The following is an 18,997-nucleotide window of genomic DNA, read 5'->3' on the forward strand; positions in this document are numbered from 1 at the left end:
GATCCACGAGATCGCCGGCGACTTCCGGCTCGAGGACGTGTGGGCGATCCACCCGGCTACTGAAAGCCCAGGGCGGCGACTCCCTCGGCGTCATCTCCGCCAAGACGGGCATCCCCAAGACCTCGCTGCACCGGTATCTCCGCGGAGCCGCCCCCACCACCGCGTCGGCCGAAACCTCTGAGATTGGTCGCGGCGGAGTGTCCATAACGGACAGGGCCTCTTCGTCCTTAAGGTGAAGGCCAGTGAGAAGCGCTGGCCCCGACCACAGGAGCGAGTCATGCCTGGAGCCCGCATCACCGGGGTAGCAACGGTAGGGATCCCCGTCACCGATCAGGAGCGAGCGGTCGACTTCTACGTCGGTACGCTCGGCTTTGAAAAGCGTCGGGACATGCCCTTTGGAGAAGCGCGCTGGATCGAGGTGGCCCCGCCCGGGACGGCGACGACCATCGCGCTCGTTCCCACCGGGGTGCCTACTGGCGTCCGCCTCACCGCCCAGGACGCCGACGCCGCTCATGTGGATCTCAAGGAGCGCGGCGTCGACATCGACCCCGAGGTCATGCGGATGGAAGGCGTGGCGCCGCCCATGTTCGCCCTGCGGGACCCGGACGGCAACAGCCTCATCATCGTGGAGCGCGCCCAGTGATGAACAAGCAGTTCACCGCCACCCTGCAGAAGAGCCCGAACAAGGGCGGACACACCTATCTCATCTGGCCTGAGTCGGTCGAGTACTTCGGAACGCGGGGTCTGGTGAAGGTCCGCGGCACGATCGACGGCCACCCGTTCCAGGGTTCGTTCATGGCCTTGGGGGACGGCCGGCACAAGCTGCCCGTCAGGGCCGACATCCGTAAGGTGATCGGCAAGGAAGCAGGAGACGCCGTGACCGTCCTCCTGGAGGAGCGGATCAAATGAACGAGGCGGTCACCGCTCTCGCCGATAGGCCAGAAGCCCGGGAGGAAAGCCATGCCCACCTACATCGCTCTCACCTACACCGCCGAGGTCGACTGGTCTCAGCCGGAGTACGCGGACGCTCTGCGGGAGTACGTCGCGTTCGATGAGGCGCACGAGGCCGTGCTGAGAGGCGGCCACGCGCTCTACCCCACTGCCACCGCCACGACTGTGCGCGTCCCCGACGGCAAGGGCGGGGAACCGATCATCAGCGACGGCCCGTACGCCGAGACCAAGGAGGCGCTGACCGGCTTCTACCTGCTGGAGTGCGCCGACCTCGACGAGGCGGTCGCGATCGCCACGAAGATCCCGGCGGCCTGGCACGGGACCGTCGAGGTCCGTCCGGTTCGCCCGTCCCTGGAGCCCTGACCCGTGGGGGCCGGTGACACGGTGGCGCGGCTGCTGCGCGAGGAGGGTGCGTGCGTGCTGGCCACGCTGATCCGTGTCACCGGCGACATCGACCTGGCCCAGGACGCCGTCCAGGACGCCGTCGTCCGCGCGCTGGAACGGTGGCCGCGCGACGGCGTCCCAGACAATCCGCGCGCCTGGCTCACGGTCACCGCCAAGCGGCGGGCGATCGACGTCATCCGCCGGGAGGCCCGGCGTGCCGACAAGGAGGCGGAGGCCGTGTCGTTGCTCGACCCCGTGCCGGAGCCCGCCGAGGTCGTCCGCGACGACCTCCTCCGGCTGGTGTTCACCTGCTGCCATCCAGCACTGTCCACCGAGGCCCAGGTCGCGATTGCGCTACGGACCCTCGGCGGGCTGTCGACCGCGGAGGTCGCCCGTGGCCTGATGGTGCCCGAGGCGACGATGGCCAAGCGACTCACCCGGGCCAAGCAGAAGATCGCGCAGGCCCGGATCCCCTACCGCGTGCCGGCCGCCGAGGAACTGCCGGGCCGGCTGAAGGGGGTCGCGGCCACGATCTATCTGATCTTCAATGAGGGGTACGCGGCGGGGGCCGGCGAGCACCTGGTCCGGGTCGCGCTGTCGGCGCAGGCGATCCGGCTGGCCCGGCTCCTGGCCGGGCTCATGCCCGACGAACCGACCGTGCTCGGCCTGCTCGCGCTCCTGCTGCTGAACGACGCCCGCCGCGGTGCCCGCCTCGACGACCGGGGCCGTCCGGTGCTGCTGCCCGACCAGGACCGAACGCGCTGGGACGCCGCCGCGATCAAAGAGGGCGTCGAGCTGGTCGGGACGGCCCTGCGCCGTACCCCTGACCGGCCCGACCCCTACGTGGTGCAGGCGGCGATCGCGGCCTGCCACGCACTCGCGCCCTCCTACGCCGACACCGACTGGGACGCGGTCATCTCCTGGTACGACGTGCTGCTCACCGTTCAGGACACCCCGGTCATCCGCCTCAATCGGGCGGTGGCCGTGGCCGAACGGGACGGTCCCGAGGCAGGTCTCGCCCTGGCCGAGGACATCGGCGATCTGACGGCCTACCCGTGGTGGCACGCCACCCGCGCCGAACTGCTGCACCGCATGGGCCGAGCATCCGAGGCGCGCGCGGCCTACGAACAGGCGCTCACCCTGGGGATGAACGATCCCCAGTCCGAGCACCTGCGCCGCCGCCTCACCGAACTCCCCACGTAACCGCGCCACGCCGTCCGGAGGCCTGCACCTGTACTTCCGCGCCCCCGCGGGCTGCACGATCGGCAGCACGTCCGGAGGCTGCACCGCGCTCGGGCCGGGGATCGACACCCGCGGCCCGGGTCGCGGCGGCCGCGGCGGCGGCTACCTCATCGGGCCGGGCTCGATCGTTGACGACCGGCCGTACGCGATCGAGCGTGACCTGCGCGGGAGATCAGCCCTCGAACGACACGGTGGCGAACCGGTACCAGGTCTTGCCGTTCTCGTCCCCGTAGTGGATACGACCCGTCATGACCTTGCCGTACCCCGCCTGCCAGCTGTGGCTACGGCGGCCGGACGCACCGCACGTCAGGAGTGACGAAATCATCAGCAAAATGTTGACGATACGCTCATAAATGACGATAGTGTCAGCGTTGTGGAAGGAGGTTGCGCATGATGGACCACCATGACCCGCACGCCGGCCTGCACAGTGAGCAGGGCTCCTTGAAGGGCGAGCACCCGGGCAGGGCGGCCAACCCGATCATCAAGGTGCACGATCTGGCCTGGCTGGAGTTCTGCAAGCCGGATCTGCAGCGCGCGGAATCGTTCGCGCACGCCTTCGGATTCACCACGGCGCTGCACACCGCGGACGAACTCCACCTGCGCGGCACCGACGCCGGTAGCCCGTGCGTGCTCATCCGCAAGGGGACCCGGTCGAGGTTGATCGGTCCGGCTTTCCAGGCGGCCGACCCCAGCGACGTGCTCCGGCTCGCGCAGGCCACCGGACGGAAGGCCGCGCCGCTGCCGGAGAGCCTGGGCGGGCTCGCCGTCGACCTGCCCGACCCGAGCGGCAACCGGGTGCGGGTGGTGTCGGGCACGCACGATCTGGCCGCGCTGCCCGCCCAGGTGCCGCTCACGTTCAACTTCGGGCATGCCGCAGCGCGGACGAACGGCACCCAGCGGCCGCCGCGCGCACCGGCCAAGGTGCAACGGCTCGGGCACGTGGTCATGCAGACGACCCGGTACATCGAAACGCTGAACTGGTATCTGCAGCACCTGGGCCTGATCGTCAGCGACTTCCTCTACTACCCGGGGCAGCGCGGACGCGGGCCGGTGATGAGCTTCATCCGCTGCGACCGCGGCATGACGCCCACTGACCATCACACGCTCGCGATGACCCTCGGCCCGGTCAACCGCTACGTGCACTCCGCCTATCAAGTCGCCGATCTCGACGCGCTGGCCGCCGGCGGCCAGCACCTGCTCGAGCTGGGCTACCGGCGTTCCTGGGGCATCGGCCGGCACATCCAGGGCAGCCAGATCTTCGACTACTGGCGCGACCCTGACGGCTTCCTGGTCGAGCACTTCAGTGACGGCGACCTGTTCGACTGCACGCTCGAACCCGGCTGGGCGCCCATGACCGCCTCCGGGCTGGCCCAATGGGGGCCTCCGGCGACCAAGGACTTCCTCGGCCTGGCACCCGGCCGGGAGCCGCTGCGCGAGCTGCGCGGGATCGTCCGCGCGCTGCGCGAGGACAACGAATTCGACCTGCACCGCCTGCGCGGCCTGCTGAAAGTAGCCAGCTCATGAGCACCTCCATCCTCCGCACCGCCGACGCCTGGTGGGTTGCCACACCTGCCGGCGCCGCCCAGGTGGACACCCAGGCCACCACCACCGGACAGCTGCTGGCCGACCGGCAGGCCATCGCCGCGGCCGCCACCAGCTCCGACACGGTGGCCCTCGACAGCCTCACCCTGCTGTCACCGGTCACGGCGTCCTGCCGGGTTGTCGCGCAAATGACGAACTTCGCCTCGCATGTCAAGGACGTGGGCATGAATCCCGCCACCGTCCCGCTGACCTTCTTCCGCAAGTCCTCCGGCTCGATCAGCGGACCCTACGACGAAGTCATCCGGCCCGCCCACGTGCGGCTGCTGGATTACGAGGTGGAGATCGGGCTCGTCATCGGCCGGCAGATGCCCGTCGGCACCACGGTCACCGCCGACAACCTCACCGACTACGTCGCGGGCCTGGTCGTCACCAACGACATCTCCGCCCGCGACCTGCAGCTGCTCAAGACCCAGTTCTACGAATCCAAGTCCTACCCCACCTTCACCCCGGTCGGCCCCACCCTGGTGCTTCTGGAACCCGGCGAGTTCAAGCGGTTCGCCGACCTGAGGCTGCGCCTGTCGGTCAACGGCGAGCTCCGGCAGAACATGACGGTCGCCGACATGATCTACCAGCCCGTCCAGGCACTGCAGGCGCTGACCCGCTTCCAGCGCCTGGACGCCGGTGACCTGCTGTTGACCGGCACCCCCGTCGGCACCGCGCTCACCGCGCCGCCCAAGCCGATCGGGGTCCTCGCGTCGCTGCTGCCGCCCGCGCTCAAGTGGAAACTCTTCTTCGACCGCCAGGCCGGCAACCCCAAGTACCTGCAGGACGGCGATGTCATCGAGGCCGCCGTGGCCACCGATGACCTCGGGATCGACCTGGGCACCCAGCGCACGGTGGTGAGGTACGCGCGATGACGCACCACACTCAGGGCGAGCGCCCCCTGATCCTGGCGCCGCAAGACCTCCCTCTGGTGGAGGCGGTGCCGCTGGACGAGCGCGACCTGCCCGCCTCCACCTACGAGTTGCTGCACCGTACGGCCACCGCCACACCGCAGGCGCCCGCCTTGCACCTGCTGGGCGAGGGACCGGAAGTGACCTGGAGCTACGGCGAACTGCTGACCCGCGTGCACCAGGCCGCCAACCTCTACACCAGCCTGGGGCTGGCGCCGGGCGGGACGGTAGGGCTGCTGCTGCCGAACACCGGTGACACCTACGCCGCACTGCTGGGTGCCCAGGCCGTCGGCATCGCCAACCCGGTCAACCCGATGCTGGCCGACAATCACATCATCGACATCTTCACCCTCACCCGGGCCGAGATCCTCGTCGTGGCGGGATCGGGCATGAACCGGGAACTGTGGGAGAAGGCGCTACGCGTGGCCAGGGGACTGCCGCACCTGCGCGCGCTGGTGGTGGTGGGCGACAACGCCGCCATCGACACCGGCTACGTCCCTCGTGGCGTCGGCGACTTCGAACGTCTCACGGCCGAGCAGCCAGGCGACCGGCTGATCGCTCACCATCGGCCCGGGCCGCAGGATCTGGCCGCCTACTTCCACACCGGCGGCACCACCGGCACGCCGAAGATCGCTCCGCACACGCACGCCATGGAGATCTACATGGCGTGGGCGCTCGGCTGCTCGGGAGCGTACGCGGGCGGCGACGTCGTGACCCTGGCCGGGCTGCCGCTGTTCCACGTCAACGCCCTGCACGTCACCGGGCTGGCGCCGTTCATGCACGGCGCGAGCGTGGCCAGCCTCGGCCCGCTCGGCTACCGCGACAAGACGCTCATGGCCGACTTCTGGCGCATCATCGAGCGCTACCGCGTCACCGCCTTCTCCGCTGTGCCGACCGTGTACGCGAACCTGCCACCGATCCCTGAGGAGGTGGACCTCTCCAGCCTCCGGGCCGGGGTCGTCGGCGCCGCGCCGCTGCCCAGCCGGGTGCGCGCCGCGTTCGAGGAGGCGGCCAAGGTGCCGATGCTGGAGGGGTATGGCCTCACCGAGGCGACCTGCGCCAGCGCCAGCACTCCCGCCCTCGCGCCGCGTCCGGGTTCGGTGGGGTTGCGCTTGCCGTACCAGCAGATCAAGGCCGTCACGGTGGATGTCGACGACCGGCCGACCGGCGACTGCCCGCCCGGCCGGACCGGGGTGCTGGCCATCAAAGGGCCGGCGGTCTTCCCCGGCTACCTCGGCCCGGACGGCCCCGATCCCACCGGCAAGATCTTCGACGGCTGGCTGGTCACCGGCGACCTCGGCCACGTGGACGCCGACGGCTACGTCTATCTGACCGGGCGAGCCAAAGACCTCATCATCCGCAGCGGCCACAACATCGACCCGCGCCCGATCGAGGAGTCGCTGCTGGCGCACCCCGTCGTGAGCGGCGCCGCCGTCGTGGGGCGCCCCGACCCGCACTCCGGCGAGGTCCCCGTCGCCTACGTGACCGTCTCCGCACAGGTCAGCGAGGACGACCTGCTGGCCTGGGCCCGGGCACACGCCCCCGAGCCGGCCGCCGCCCCCAAGGCCGTGCACATCGTCGCATCCTTGCCCACCACGACCGTCGGCAAGCTCTACAAACCCGAACTGGTCGCCGACTCCGTCCGCCGCATCATCGCCGACCTCGACCCCCACGGCACGGCCGAGGTCGCGTTGGAAAACGGGCGGCCGGTCGTCCTGATCGCCCCGGATACGGAGCTGGCCGCCGCGCTCGACCGTTACCCCATCAACTACCGGCTGGTGACCTCATGATCGACCCTGTTGTCCGCGACTTCCTCGCCCGGCATCCTGCGGGCGTGCTGGCCACCTCCCGACCCGACGGCGGGGTGCGACAGTCGGTCGTCTACTTCGCCCTGGACGGCGGCCGTCTGCTCATCTCCACCGAACCCGGCCGCGCCAAGGCCAGGGACGCGCAGCGCACCAGGCGCGCCTCCCTGTGCGTGATCGGGGCGGCTGCGCCGTACCCGTCAGTGACGCTGGAAGGCACCGCCACCATCCGGACCGCCGGCATCGGGTCGGACACCGCACGTGTCGTGTCCCGCATCGGCGGCCAGAGCATCGAGCCGATGAGCGATGCGGAGCTGGCCGCGATGAACCGCGTCATCCTCGAGATCATCGTCGAGCGCGTCTACGGCGCCAGCTACCTCCAGGGCACGTCATGAGCGAACACCGTGAGTCGCATACCGCTCGGGCGGTCGTCATCGTCGGCGCGGGGCCCACCGGACTGACCGCCGCGACCCTGCTCGGCCAGTACGGCGTCAAGTGCCAGGTGCTCGAGCGATGGGAGTCCGTCTATCAGGGGCCCCGCGCAGTCGCCCTCGACGACGAGGTCTACCGGATCCTGGCGCGCCTCGGCGTCCGGGACGAGTTCGCCGCGATCGCCTGGCCGCATCGCGGCCTGCGACTCGTCGACCCGACCTTGCGGGTACTGGCGGAGTTCCAACGCGACGGCCTCGGCAGGCACGGCTACCCCCAGGGGGTGATGTTCGACCAGCCGGAGCTGGAGGCGATCCTCCGCCGGAATCTGAAGCAGTACGGGAACGTCACCCTTCGCGGTGGCATCGAGGTCACCGGGCTAAGCCAGGACGGCAGCGGGGTCCGGGTCGACTTCACCAACCATGCAACGGGCAGCCGGGATTCGGTCCGCGCGGCGTACGTCCTGGGCTGCGACGGCGCCAACAGCGTGACCAGGGCGTCGACCGGCGCTGTCATGCACGACCTGAAGTTCACGCAACACTGGCTCGTCGTCGACGTGGACAGCGAGGCCGACCTCGGCCAATGGAACGGCGCGCACCAGGTCTGCGACCCGGCCCGCCCCACGACCTACATGCGCCTCGGAAAGACCCGGCACCGCTGGGAGTTCCGGCTGGCGCCCGGCGAAGCCGCTGACGACTACTGCGAGATGACCCGCTTGTATCCGTTGATCTCGCCGTGGACCAGGGGGATTCCTGTCGAGAAGCTGGAAATCGTCCGCGCGGCGGGCTATGTCTCTCGCGCGCAGGTCGCCGACCGGTGGCGCGAAGGCCGGGTGTTCCTCCTGGGCGACGCCGCCCACCTCACCCCGCCGTTCATCGGCCAGGGCATGGGAGCCGGGCTCCGCGATGCGATGAACCTCGCCTGGAAACTCGCCGGCGTGCTAGGCGGCAGCCTGCCCGAGGCCGTGCTCGACACCTACCAGATCGAACGAAAGCCACACGCCCGCACCATGATCGGGCTGGCGAGACTGCTCGGCACCGCGATGACGGCGGGCGGCGAGTTGGGCAACGTCATCCGCCGCGTCGTGGCTCCGCGTCTGCACCTCGTGCCCGGCCTCAATGAGCTGACTACGGACAGCCAGACACCTGCGCTGCGCCAGTCGGACCTGGTGGTGCGGCCACGCCTGCGCCGTACTCTTGCTGGCAGGCTGTGCCCGAACGCGATCCTCGACGACGGTCAGCGTTTCGACGACGTGGCCGCGGGCCGGTTCGCGATCGTCACGTCAACCGAGCCGTCCACCACGCAACGAGCCGAAATCGAGCGGCGCGGAGCAGTTCTCATCACTGCCCGGCCGGGCAGTGAACTCCACGGATGGCTGAGGAAAGGCCGCGCACACGCGGTCATTGTCCGCCCCGACGGCACAGTGCTGCGCACCGGGCGTGATCCGCTGGCGCTCGGCGCGAGCCTGCCCCGGGCCTCGGCGGCCGCCTGACAGCAGCTGGGCCGGTCGCCTCATCCGGTGTCCAGCACTCCACTCTGTGCGCATCGGCCGGGACCCTTCTCCGCCGACCGCACTGAAGACTCGGAAGCACCTTGGCCCGCACCGCAGCCGCTCCCGTCCGGTACGGCTCATCTGTGACGCTAGGAGCCATCCAGGCGGCGGATGTCCTTTTCCAGCGCGTGCACCGTCTTGTGGGTGGCGTAGTCGTCGCAGATCAGGTGGACTTCGAGCCCGGCTGGGACCTAAGCCCGCCAGACCCGGGACACCGTCGACTGCGACAGACCGACCTGCTGAGCCATCGACCGCGTCGATCAGTGCGTGGCGTTCTTGGGCTTGCTCTCCAGGGTCCGCGCGATCAGGTCCGCCACCTGCTCATCGCCCACCGGACGCGGCCGACCCGGACGCGGCTCGTCCGACAAGCCGCCAAGCCGGTCGGCCAGGAATCGCCGACGCCACTTCAAGACCGTCTCTCGCTCTTGATGTGGCAGTAGAGCTTGTCCTTGGCCAGATCGTAGGCGGTGGACAGGTGCCGGATCTCGCCGTAGCGGTGGTCGGCGAGCACCGGCACACGGCGCAGCCCATGCGAACGCCCTGCCTACGATCCCGGCCCAGAGGGAGACACCGCGGGTAGGTCATCGACAGCTGCCCCGCTGTACCACCGTGACCCCGCCGAGTGTGAGCGCGCGGGCCCGCCGGACCCTACCCCCATCAACGCGGTCGAGACCTTCTACAGCGGCTCCGGCATCACCGTGGCACTGTCGTCACTCCTGGCCGGGGTCCGCAACGACTCATGATGGGGCGAGTGGCGAGGTTCACGCCGCCTCGGTCTTCCCGCCGAGATCGAGATTGACCTCCACGTCGTCCAGCGGCGCGTCCAGGTCGTAGATGTGGTCGCCGAAGCCTCTGAGCTCATGACCGGGTTCACGTGCCATCGACGGGCACTGCTACGCGGTGCCGTTGGGGAGAAGCCGGTCGAGCTCGGGCAGGGGACGTTGGCAGATTTGGTGGGCCTCGTCGGCGGGGATGCCGAAGGTGCGCAGCAGGTCTTCGGTGATCTGGTCGGTGGCCTGGGCGTCGTCGCGGTCGGGCTGGGTGTGGAGCAGTTGGCCGAGGCATAGTGCGGCGCCTGCGGCCATCACCAAGGCGAGCTCCGGGTCGCCCACGGTGAAGCGCCCGGCTTGGATGCCGGCTTGGATGTCGCGTCGGGCGCGCGGGGCAATGCCGTGCGCCGAGGCGGCGATGGCCAGGCCGGTGTTGAGCAGGACTTTGCTGAGCTGGGGATGGCGGCGGTGCAGGCGTCCGGTCAGCCGGAAGCTGAAGGCGAACACCTCGGCCGGGTCGTCCATGCCGCGGGTCAGCTCATCCAGCGCCGCGCCGTGCCGGTCCAGGGCGTCTTCCACGGCCGCCTGGAAGAGTTCGTCCTTGCCGGAGAAGTGGTTGTAGAACGAGCCCATGCCCACGTCGGCGGCCTGGGTGAGTTCCAGGATCGCCACGTTGGTCTTGCCGTCGGCGATGAAGGTCTGAGCCGCCTGGACGAGCGCGGCGCGGGTGCGCGCCTTGCGCCGATCCAGGCGGCTCGGTACGGCCTCGGCCATCTGTTCTCACTCCTGTCGCAGCTGTCACCGTCCACTGTAGTGCGGTCCGTCAGGAATGACGGAATGCTCACTACTGTTTTGGCGAATCATTGCACAAGTGACGATACATTTCATAAATGACGAAATCGTCAGAAGGGTAGGAATCATCAGATATGAGAAGAATCATGCCCGCAATCACCGACACCGCCGCAGTAATTCCCGAGCACGCGGTCAAGGCGCTCATGAGCGAATACGACGCCCTGAAGGCGGAGGAGCGGCAGCGGATCGGCGCGCGCAGCCAATTGCTGTACGCCACGCTCACCGCGGTCGCCGGCATCATCACTGTCACCGCAACCATGGGCCGGCTCGAGTTGCTGTTGCTGCTGCCGCTGGCCACCACGGTGCTGGGCTGGGCCTACGTCACCAACGATCACAAGATCGCCGCTATTGGGCGGTACGTCCGCGGCAGGTTGGGGCCACGCCTGGTCGGCCTCGTCGAGGACGGCTCCAGTGACATCGACGTGTTCAAGTGGGAGAAATACCATCGCGAGGATCCACTCCGCCCCTCTCGCAAGCGGCTACAACTTGCGGTGGACCTGGCTGCGTTCTGCGTGCCCCCGCTGAGCGCCCTGATCGTGCTCTGGCTGCTGGGCCCGCACACTCCAATGGTCCTGATCGGCTCGGCCGCCGCACTGGCCACGGTTGTGGTCCTGGCCACCCAGATCGTTCGCTACGCGGACGTAGCCGGTCCCGTACAGCGGACATGATCGCACGGCCGCCTCCGTCCCCTGGGGGCCTGCGGTGCCGGCCCGCGAAACCGACGGGGCGCCGCCGGCCTGAAGCAGAAGGCCTGAAGCAGGGCCTCACCCCCTCCGGGCGGAGGGGGCGAGGGATGACGTCACGGCTTGTCGGGCCGCTCCGAGATGCGGACGAAGCTGACGATCGGCGCGCCCTTGCGCGCCGCGAAGCGCACGTTGAGCTGCCCATCGGTCACCTTCACCGTGTGCTGCCTGGTCATCGCGGTGTAGGTCCCGGCCTCAAGCGCCAGGTCGAGCGCCGGGATCGTCAGCTGGCCCTCGACGATCACGTCGAACACGCGCCTGCCCATCCCCATCGACCTGGTCTCCGCGAAGCCCAGCTCGACGGTGTACGTCCCGGAGGGGACGTTGTCGAAGCGGTATTCCAGCATGTTCTCCCTGACCCGCCTGAACAGCTCCTGCTCGGTCGTGCCCTGGATGGTCCTCGCCGTGGTGTGCGTCGAGGTGGAGTTGGCGACGTAGCCGTGAGCGCCCTGGGCGTACTTCCTGTCGGCTGTCCAGGCGTCGCCCTCGCCGTCCATCAGCGTCCTGGTACCGCCCGCGTCGACGGCCACCTGGAGCTTGGGCACCGCGACCGTCACCTTGATCTCGATGACCGGCTGGCGACCGCTGGCCGAGCGGACGGTCAGCGTGCCCGTCCGTACGCTGCCCGGATGGAGGCCGGTGCTGGACGTGTTGATCTCCAGCAAAGCCGACTGCCCCTTGGCCAGCTCGCCCGTGGCCGGGGCCACGGTGAGCCATGCCGCGTCGGCCGTCGCGGTGTAGGCGGTGGGCGAACCGAGGTTGGTGAGCTCCACCGTGCGGGTCCTGCTCGCCTCCGCGGGCATCACCACGGTCACCTCGGCCACCGAGGCGCTCACCCGGCCGGTGACGAGCGCGGTGTCGATCCTGGTGAGCGTGCCGGGCGCGATCGTCACCTGCTTGGCGAAGGTGCCGTAGTGCTGCCTGGAGACCTCCACCGTGTAGTCGCCTGACGGCACCTGCCCGTAGAAGGTGCCGTCCGCGCCGGTGGTGAACGTCGCCACGTCACCGATCTTCACCTGGGCCCCGGCGAGCGGGTCGCCGTCGTTGGCGTCGGTGACGGTGCCGATCGCCAGGCCGTGCCTGCTCGCCGTCACCGCCAGGCTCTGCCCGTTGGTCAGCGCCGCCGTGTTGTAGGAGTACAGCAGGCCGTCGGTGCCGCCCGCGTTCTCGATGCCGACGGTGGCGCTGGAGCCGCGTTCCCGCTCGCTCTCCACATCCTTGTAGCGGTAGCCGATCGAGCCGTCCTCGCCGAGCAGAACGGAGAACGACATCCGCTGCGTGGTGTCGGAGTAGAAGGTGACGTTCCGCCACTCGATCACGAAGGTCCTACGGGGCGCGGTGCCGCTCGTCGCGGTGTAGACGCCCGCCTGGGCGTCCACCACCAGGTCGTCCCAGAACGGGTAGACCGCCAGGTTGGGCGTGCCGGTCGCGGGAAGGGTGCCGTTGCTGCCCGTGGTCACCCGGTCGGCCGCGAAGGTGGCGAAGCCGTTGGTGGTCACCCATGCGCGCGACAGCCCCGTGCCGTAGTAGGGGACGGTGAACGGCAGCGTCACCTGCGTCGCCTCGTCGTCGCCGGTAAGCGCGAGCTTCTCGGTGCCCGCCACGTAGGCGTCGGAGCCGCTCCTGCAGGTGTAGCCGAAGTTGTCGCCGCGCAGCGGCAACTCCATGTCCTTGGTCACGTCGCCCGCGACGGTGACCTCCGCGGTGGCGGTGCTGGAGCAGCGGGAGGCGGGGGTGACGGTGAGCTCGTAGGTGCCGTGCGGCAGCGTCAGCCGGTACCTGCCCGAGGCGTCGGTGACCGCGCTGACCGGCGTGCCCCGCGCGGCCACCGTGGCGCCGACCTCAGGCGCGCCGGCGGTGGTGACCATGCCGGACACCACAGCAGAGGCGTTCGGCGTCAGCGTCACGTCCTTGGTCGTGCTCTGCTCGGCGACGACCGTGGCGGTCGAGGTGGCCTGGCCGTAGCCGAACTTGGTCACCGTGATCTGGTAGTCGCCCGGCACCAGGCGCGGCAGGCTGTAGGTACCGTCCTGCGCCGTGGTGACGGTACGGCTCAGCGGGCCCGTGACGGCGACCGTGGCCCCCGCGACCGGTGCCCCTTCCGCGGTGATCGTGCCCTTGAGCTCGCCGAGTCCCTCGCGCGGCGCGGCGTTGACCGCGGCGAAGGCGTCGAGGCGGCCCTCGCCCCACACGTTGTTGTCAGTCGCGGTGCCGCCGCAGCTGGTGTCGTTGACGTCGATCGCGGTGCTGTCGAGCAGCGGCCGCGTCGCCGCGATGTCCCCCTGCAGGCGCGGCGAGGCCGACCAGATCAGCGCCACCGTGGCCGCGACGTGCGGCGAGGCCATCGAGGTGCCGGTGAAGCTGTTGTAGCCGCCGCCCGGCACCGACGAGCGGACGTTCACGGCGGGAGCGGAGATGTTGGGCTTGATCTCGCCGTTCTCGCCCTCGCCCTTGCTGGAACGGTTGTAGACGACGTTGTTCACGTCGAACCCGCCGGTGCTGTAGCTGGCCACGTACTGCCCGGGCGAGCCGCTGGTACGGCAGGCCGGCCCCTCGTTGCCGTTGGCGAACATGGGGAAGATCCCGGCCGCGATCCACGCGTCGACCGTCGCCTTGTACCAGGGGTCGAAGCCCGCCCCGCCCCAGGAGTTGTTGACGATGTCGGGGGCCAGGTCCGGGCGCGGGTTGGCGCCGGTCAGGTCCGTCGGCGCGAGCACCCACTGGCCGGCCGCGAGTAGTGAGGCGTCCGTGCAGGTCTGGCCCTCGCAGCCCTTGGCCGCGATCCACGTGGCGCCGGGCGCGACGCCGATGCCGGAAGCGCCCACCATGGTGCCCATGACGTGGGTGCCGTGGCCGTTGTTGTCACAGGGGGCCGGGCTGGGGCAGACCCGTGCGGGGTCGAACCAGTTGTGGTTGTGGTCGTAGCCGCCCCCTGAGGTCCTGCCCCGGTACTGCGCGGCGATTTCCGGGTGGTCGAACTGGGCGCCGGTGTCGATGTGCGCGACGACGATCCCCTCGCCCCGGGTGCCCAGCTCGTTCCAGACTCGGGGCGCGTTGATCCGGTCCACGTTCCACTCGACCGCGTTGACCTTCGCCTCCGCCGTACCGGGGACGGGCTTGGGCACGGAGAGCGTCCTGACCGGCTCGATGGCCGTCACCTCGGGAAGCTCGGCGATCTCGGCGGCGAGCTTGGCGTCGGCCGTGACGGTGACCGCGTTGACGATCCAGAAAGGGGTGAACTCCGCCTTCCGCGCGTCGAGCAGCTTGCGGAGGTTCGCCTGGGAAGACCTGGCGTGCTGGGTCTTGGCCGTGTAGACCTGCTTGGCCTTGTCGTCCTTGGTGGTGGCCCGGTGCGCGGCGGTGAGGCTGGCCTCGCCCTTCAACCGCACCCAGAATGTGGCCTTGTCGTCCTGGGCCAGGTCGGCGCGGACGGCTTCGCTGATCTTTTGCGGTTCGGGGGCTGCGTGTGCGAGGCCATGAGGGAGGAGAAGGGAGAGCACGGCGAGGATCCCTAACAGGACCGCTCGCCGGTGCCGGGGGGTGTGGGTCACAGGCGCTCCTAGACGATCTTTACCTCCATGTGGACGAAGCGTGACTTCCGTTAGTTACCTTTTCAAGGGGCAAGTGCGGCATATGTGGGAATTGTGACCTACCGGAGCTCGGTGTCTCTTGTGGTGCGGACGGGGAGTGACGGCGGACGGTCGCCGCAGCGTCTATCGAACCGGGGCAACTCTTCTTCGCGGTCCCGACGATGGCCACCCCGTAAGTCCCTCGAACCGGCGTGGCCCCACGCGGGGCCTCGCCGTGGCCGTACACGCTCGACACCCGAGGTACACCAGGCTGTCGCATTCGCGACATGTCACATTTCGGCAGGCCGGAAATCGTGACGCGGGGGAGCGTTATCACCCACTCTCGTGATCGGCAGTACCGAATCACGGAAGGTCGCCCCCCCTCATGCACTGGCTTGCCCGCCTCACCGCCGCCGGAGTGGTGTTGGCCCTCCTCGCCCTGCCGGCGTCGCCGGCCGGGGCCGAGCCCGTCTCCACCCCAGCTCCGGCCACCGCCGTCCACCGGGTCACTTTGATCACCGGGGACGTGGTGACCATCCGTCAGGCCGCGGCAGGGAAGTGGGCCGTCACGGTCGATCCCGCCAAGGGCCGGGAGAAGGTGAAGTTCTCCACGCACGACATCGACGGGAAGCTGCAGGTGCTTCCCGACGACATGGTCCCTTATGTGGCCGACAACCTGATCGACAGGAGCCTTTTCGCGATCAGCGACCTGATCGAGCAGGGATACGACGACGCGAGCAGTCCCGCGCTGCCGTTGCTGCTCGCCTACGACAAGGGCACGCGGATCGCGGGCGTCCTGCCCGGCGCCAAGCCGGTGACCGAACTGGAGAGCATCAACGCGCGGGCGGTGGACGCCGGCAAGGGTGAACTGGCCGCGTTCTGGAAGGCCCTCGGCGAAGCGCCGGCGGTCCGCTCCAGCCGCCCCCGGCTCGCCTCGGGAATCAAGAAGATCTGGCTGGACGCCAAGGTCAAGGTGGACCTGGAGCACAGCGTTCCACAGATCGGCGCCCCCGACGCCTGGAAGAGCGGGTTCGACGGCAAGGGCGTCAAGGTGGCCGTCCTGGACACCGGCGCCGACGAGAACCACCCCGACCTCGCCGGAAAGATCGTCGACAGGCACAACTTCACCGCCGATCCCTCGACTCAGGACGGCAACGGCCACGGCACCCACGTCGCGGCCACGGTCGCGGGCCTCGGGGCGGCCTCCGAGGGCCGGCGCAAGGGCGTGGCCCCCGGCGCCGAGCTGCTCATCGGCAAGGTGCTGGACGACGGCGGCTCCGGCTCGTTCTCGACGATCATCGAGGGCATGGAGTGGGCCGCGACGTCCGGCGCCGACGTGATCAACATGAGTCTCGGCGGTGGCGCGACGGACGGCACCGACCCGGCCAGCGCCGCCCTGAACGCGCTGACCGAGCAGACTGGCGCCCTCTTCGTCGTCGCGGCGGGCAACGAGGGCCAGGAGTACTCCGTCGGCACCCCCGGCGCCGCGACGTCGGCGCTGACCGTCGGCGCCGTCGACGCCAACGAGGCCCTCGCCGGGTTCTCCAGCCGTGGCCCCCGCCTCGACGGAGGCGCCAAGCCGGACATCACCGCCCCGGGAGTGGGCATCGTGGCCGCGCGGGCCGAAGGCACCTCGATGGGCCTGCCCGCCGACGAGCGCCACACCGCCGCGTCCGGGACCTCGATGGCGACCCCGCACGTGGCGGGCACCGCGGCGATCCTCAAGCAGCGGCACCCGGAATGGAAGGCCGCCCAGCTCAAGGACGCCCTGATCTCGACCGCCAGGACCGCGCAGAACCTGACCTTCTACGAGCAGGGCGGCGGGCGGGTGGACATCGCCCGTGCCGTGAGCCAGGGCGTCACGGCCACCGGCGTGCTCGACCTGGGCTCGTTCGAGGACGGCGACTCCGCGCGTCCCGCCGGGAGCATCACCTACACCAACTCCACCCAGGCGCCCGTCTCCCTGACGCTCGCCGCCACCCTGCGCAACCCGGACGGCGACGCCCCCGCCGAGGGCGCGCTCACCCTGGGGTCGTCGTCGGTCACCGTCGACGCCGGCGCCACCGTCACGGTCCCGGTGACCGCGGACCTGGCGAAGATCGCGCACGGCCGGAACTCCGGCCACGTCACCGCGTCCACCGCGGACGGCGCGGTCTCCGCGCACACCACGCTGGCGATCTCCAAGGACCGTCGCACCCACAAGGTGCACGTCACCGCCATCGGCAAGGACGGCAAACCGTCGGACATGGCCAACATCTTCATGTTCGGCCCCGGCGCGCGGGACAACTTCCTGACCTACATCCTGCCGGACGAGGCGGAGGAGGGGAAAACCTTCGAGGTCTACGAGGGCACCTACTTCGCGCAGGGCCACTTCAGCGAGAGGCGGTCCGGCACCCACGTCATCGACATGAAGGTCGACATCCCCGAATTCCAGGTGAACGACGACGTGGAGCTGGTGTTCGACGCGCGGAAGACGCGGCCGATCGTGATCAAGCTGCCGCAGCCGGTGATCCAGGAGGGCATCTCCACGTTCGCCAGCTACCGGGACACCGGCTCCCGCACGATCTCCTCGGCGTACATGAACTTCCCCTCGGTCGAAGAGCTGCACGTGGCCGAGACGCAGCCGGTCCGCGAGGGCACGTTCGAGTTCACCTCGCGCTGGCAGTACGGCGCGCCGAGGCTGGTCTCGCGGGTGAACGACTTCAGGGGGGCGCTGGACCTCTCCCCGATGGTGAGATCGCCGGAGCTGAGCGGCACGTACAAGTGGCAGCTCGTCGACGGGGGTCGCGGCACCCCAGAGGAGCTCAAGGGTCTCAACCTACGCGGCCGGGCGGTCGTCCTGTCGAGCGCCTCGTCTGAGGGCCCCAGCTGGGACGAGATGATCACCACCGCCGCCGAGGCGGGCGCCGCGATGGCCGTCGTCGTGCCGGCCGGCGACAGCAGCCCGTGGCAGTACTGGTCGCCGGCCATCGGCAGACACGAGATCCCGGCCGCCACGATCCCCTACGACCAGGGCCAGAAGCTGCTGGAGCGGATCCGCAAGGGCAAGGCCGTCCTCGACGTGACCGCGAACATGGCCACTCCCTACGTCTACGACATCTCGCAGGTCTCCAAGGGCCGGATTCCCGAGCAGATCGTCTACGAGGCCAACTCCAAGAACCTGGCTCGCGTGGACGCCGGATACCACGAGACCGGAGGCTTCGGCTGGGCCAAGGAGCAGCGGTTCGGCTGGCGGCCGTGGCAGGTCTTCTCCAACGAGGGGCAGCGGTGGATCCGCACCGGGTCCGCGCGCGCCGAGTACATCACCGCGGATGACACCGAGTGGCAGCAGGTGGCGCAGCACATGTTCACCTGGGGGTCGTTCGGCCCGCTCACCCCAGGGTTCATCGCCCCGCTGCGCGGCTACACCCCCGGCGAGAAGGTCGTGGAGCGGTGGTTCGGCCCCGTCGTGCGGCCGGCGATCCCGGCGAACGTGCCCGACCTCGTCCCGACCCGGACCGAGGACACGCTGAGCATCGACGTTCCCGAGTTCGTCGACGCCGCCGGCCACTACAGCTACGCGTTCAGGTCCGACGAGCAGGACACGGTCTCCGCCCGGCTCTACCGCGACGGCAAGCTCGTCGAGGAGCCGAGGAGGGCCGTCGGAGACTTCCCCGCCGTGCCCGGGAAGGCCGCGTACCGGCTGGAGCTGTCCACGAAGCGTTCGTCGGAGGAGTGGACCTACGCCACCGAGACCGACACGGCGTGGACGTTCACCTCGGCCCGTCCGAAGTCCGGCACCGAGCCGCTGCCGTTGCTCGGCATCGACTACTCCGTGCCCGCCGACCTGAACGGCCAGGTCCGCCGGGCGCTGCCGGTCTCGCTGGACCTCTCCGTGCGCAGCACCGCGCCCGGCCTCGCCCTGCGGGAGGTCACGGCCGAGATCTCCTATGACGACGGCAAGAGCTGGAAACGCCTGGTGCTGCGCCCCCGCGGCAAGGCCCACTACTCCACCCTGGTCTCCCACCACCAGGCGGGCAAGGGCGGGCACGTGTCGCTGCGGGTCACCGCGAAGGACCAGGCCGGGAACGCGGTCGAGCAGACCGTGCTCCGCGCCTACGGCGTGAAGTAGCGAGTTCGGGCGCCTGGTACGGCGAGGCCGTACCAGGCGCCCGAAACCGTGTCTCAGAGCCGGCGTTCCCGGGCCACCCGCATGCCGCCACCGC

The 18,997-nt window shown here is 69.8% G+C and carries 14 protein-coding genes and 2 pseudogenes; 12 read left to right on the forward strand and 4 right to left on the reverse strand.

Annotated elements, in window-relative coordinates:
• Positions 1-277: 277 nt before the first annotated feature.
• From H4W81_RS08665 to H4W81_RS46860, 5 genes and pseudogenes are all read left to right on the forward strand, one after another.
• A complete protein-coding gene (locus H4W81_RS08665; protein WP_192774313.1) occupies positions 278-643 on the forward strand; it encodes a VOC family protein in 366 nt (121 codons plus the stop codon).
• Complete coding sequence (locus tag H4W81_RS08670; protein WP_192774314.1) at positions 643-909, forward strand: DUF1905 domain-containing protein; 267 nt, start codon at positions 643-645, stop codon at positions 907-909. Before H4W81_RS08665 ends, H4W81_RS08670 begins: the two co-directional genes overlap by 1 nt.
• Before the next feature lie 51 nt (positions 910-960).
• Positions 961-1,314, forward strand: coding sequence for a YciI family protein (locus H4W81_RS08675; RefSeq protein ID WP_192774315.1), 354 nt, complete (start codon positions 961-963; stop codon positions 1,312-1,314).
• A gap of 3 nt (positions 1,315-1,317) precedes the next feature.
• Entirely contained in the window at positions 1,318-2,538 is a 1,221-nt protein-coding gene (locus H4W81_RS08680) for an RNA polymerase sigma factor (RefSeq protein ID WP_192774316.1), read from the forward strand.
• Positions 2,489-2,725, forward strand: a pseudogene (locus tag H4W81_RS46860) (bifunctional DNA primase/polymerase); the annotation flags it as partial. The gene H4W81_RS08680 and the pseudogene H4W81_RS46860, both read left to right, overlap by 50 nt.
• Positions 2,726-2,749: 24 nt before the next feature.
• On the opposite strand, the gene H4W81_RS46865 reads toward H4W81_RS46860, so the two are convergent.
• Entirely contained in the window at positions 2,750-2,902 is a 153-nt protein-coding gene (locus tag H4W81_RS46865) for a hypothetical protein (RefSeq protein ID WP_225958514.1), read from the reverse strand.
• Positions 2,903-2,967: 65 nt separating this feature from the next.
• Between H4W81_RS46865 and H4W81_RS08690 the strand changes: the two genes are divergently transcribed.
• Genes H4W81_RS08690 through mhpA form a run of 5 tightly spaced genes read left to right on the forward strand, consistent with a single transcriptional unit; the run spans position 2,968 to position 8,798 of the window.
• Positions 2,968-4,101: a VOC family protein gene (locus H4W81_RS08690; protein ID WP_192774317.1), complete on the forward strand. Its 1,134-nt coding sequence runs from the start codon at positions 2,968-2,970 to the stop codon at positions 4,099-4,101.
• Positions 4,098-5,036 carry a fumarylacetoacetate hydrolase family protein gene (locus tag H4W81_RS08695; RefSeq protein ID WP_192774318.1) on the forward strand — a complete coding sequence of 313 codons (939 nt, stop codon included), beginning with the start codon at positions 4,098-4,100 and terminating at the stop codon, positions 5,034-5,036. Before H4W81_RS08690 ends, H4W81_RS08695 begins: the two co-directional genes overlap by 4 nt.
• Positions 5,033-6,862: an acyl-CoA synthetase gene (locus tag H4W81_RS08700; protein WP_192774319.1), complete on the forward strand. Its 1,830-nt coding sequence runs from the start codon at positions 5,033-5,035 to the stop codon at positions 6,860-6,862. Before H4W81_RS08695 ends, H4W81_RS08700 begins: the two co-directional genes overlap by 4 nt.
• Positions 6,859-7,272, forward strand: a complete 414-nt coding sequence (locus H4W81_RS08705; protein ID WP_192774320.1) for a PPOX class F420-dependent oxidoreductase — start codon at positions 6,859-6,861, stop codon at positions 7,270-7,272. The genes H4W81_RS08700 and H4W81_RS08705 overlap by 4 nt, the downstream gene beginning before the upstream one ends.
• Positions 7,269-8,798 carry a bifunctional 3-(3-hydroxy-phenyl)propionate/3-hydroxycinnamic acid hydroxylase MhpA gene (mhpA, locus tag H4W81_RS08710; RefSeq protein WP_192774321.1) on the forward strand — a complete coding sequence of 510 codons (1,530 nt, stop codon included), beginning with the start codon at positions 7,269-7,271 and terminating at the stop codon, positions 8,796-8,798. Before H4W81_RS08705 ends, mhpA begins: the two co-directional genes overlap by 4 nt.
• 254 nt (positions 8,799-9,052) lie before the next feature.
• Here the strand turns inward: mhpA and H4W81_RS08715 are convergent.
• Positions 9,053-9,274, reverse strand: a pseudogene (locus H4W81_RS08715) (helix-turn-helix domain-containing protein); the annotation flags it as partial.
• A gap of 477 nt (positions 9,275-9,751) precedes the next feature.
• Positions 9,752-10,402: a TetR/AcrR family transcriptional regulator gene (locus tag H4W81_RS08720; RefSeq protein ID WP_192774323.1), complete on the reverse strand. Its 651-nt coding sequence runs from the start codon at positions 10,400-10,402 to the stop codon at positions 9,752-9,754.
• A gap of 164 nt (positions 10,403-10,566) precedes the next feature.
• On the opposite strand from H4W81_RS08720, the gene H4W81_RS08725 reads away from it, so the two are divergent.
• On the forward strand, positions 10,567-11,148 hold the full coding sequence (locus H4W81_RS08725) for a hypothetical protein (RefSeq protein WP_192774324.1): 582 nt from the start codon (positions 10,567-10,569) through the stop codon (positions 11,146-11,148).
• 131 nt (positions 11,149-11,279) lie between these two features.
• Here H4W81_RS08725 and H4W81_RS08730 read toward each other — a convergent pair whose 3' ends face one another.
• The gene (locus H4W81_RS08730; protein ID WP_318781620.1) at positions 11,280-14,723 is read right to left on the reverse strand and encodes a S8 family serine peptidase; all 3,444 of its coding nucleotides are present in this window, start codon (positions 14,721-14,723) and stop codon (positions 11,280-11,282) included.
• Positions 14,724-15,177: 454 nt separating this feature from the next.
• On the opposite strand from H4W81_RS08730, the gene H4W81_RS08735 reads away from it, so the two are divergent.
• On the forward strand, positions 15,178-18,903 hold the full coding sequence (locus H4W81_RS08735; RefSeq protein ID WP_192774326.1) for a S8 family peptidase: 3,726 nt from the start codon (positions 15,178-15,180) through the stop codon (positions 18,901-18,903).
• The last annotated feature ends 94 nt before the right edge of the window (positions 18,904-18,997 follow it).

This window comes from Nonomuraea africana, assembly GCF_014873535.1.
GTDB classification, from domain to species: Bacteria; Actinomycetota; Actinomycetes; order Streptosporangiales; family Streptosporangiaceae; genus Nonomuraea; species Nonomuraea africana.

Bases quoted from the DNA above. Each gene is read 5' to 3' on its own strand.
- H4W81_RS08695 (WP_192774318.1), top strand. From the start codon at position 4,098: ATGAGCACCTCCATCCTCCGCACCGCCGACGCCTGGTGGGTTGCCACA.
- H4W81_RS08720 (WP_192774323.1), bottom strand. From the start codon at position 10,402: ATGGCCGAGGCCGTACCGAGCCGCCTGGATCGGCGCAAGGCGCGCACC.
- H4W81_RS08675 (WP_192774315.1), top strand. From the start codon at position 961: ATGCCCACCTACATCGCTCTCACCTACACCGCCGAGGTCGACTGGTCT.
- H4W81_RS08700 (WP_192774319.1), top strand. From the start codon at position 5,033: ATGACGCACCACACTCAGGGCGAGCGCCCCCTGATCCTGGCGCCGCAA.
- H4W81_RS08670 (WP_192774314.1), top strand. From the start codon at position 643: ATGAACAAGCAGTTCACCGCCACCCTGCAGAAGAGCCCGAACAAGGGC.
- H4W81_RS08665 (WP_192774313.1), top strand. From the start codon at position 278: ATGCCTGGAGCCCGCATCACCGGGGTAGCAACGGTAGGGATCCCCGTC.
- H4W81_RS46865 (WP_225958514.1), bottom strand. From the start codon at position 2,902: ATGATTTCGTCACTCCTGACGTGCGGTGCGTCCGGCCGCCGTAGCCAC.
- H4W81_RS08705 (WP_192774320.1), top strand. From the start codon at position 6,859: ATGATCGACCCTGTTGTCCGCGACTTCCTCGCCCGGCATCCTGCGGGC.
- mhpA (WP_192774321.1), top strand. From the start codon at position 7,269: ATGAGCGAACACCGTGAGTCGCATACCGCTCGGGCGGTCGTCATCGTC.
- H4W81_RS08690 (WP_192774317.1), top strand. From the start codon at position 2,968: ATGATGGACCACCATGACCCGCACGCCGGCCTGCACAGTGAGCAGGGC.
- H4W81_RS08725 (WP_192774324.1), top strand. From the start codon at position 10,567: ATGCCCGCAATCACCGACACCGCCGCAGTAATTCCCGAGCACGCGGTC.
- H4W81_RS08735 (WP_192774326.1), top strand. From the start codon at position 15,178: ATGCACTGGCTTGCCCGCCTCACCGCCGCCGGAGTGGTGTTGGCCCTC.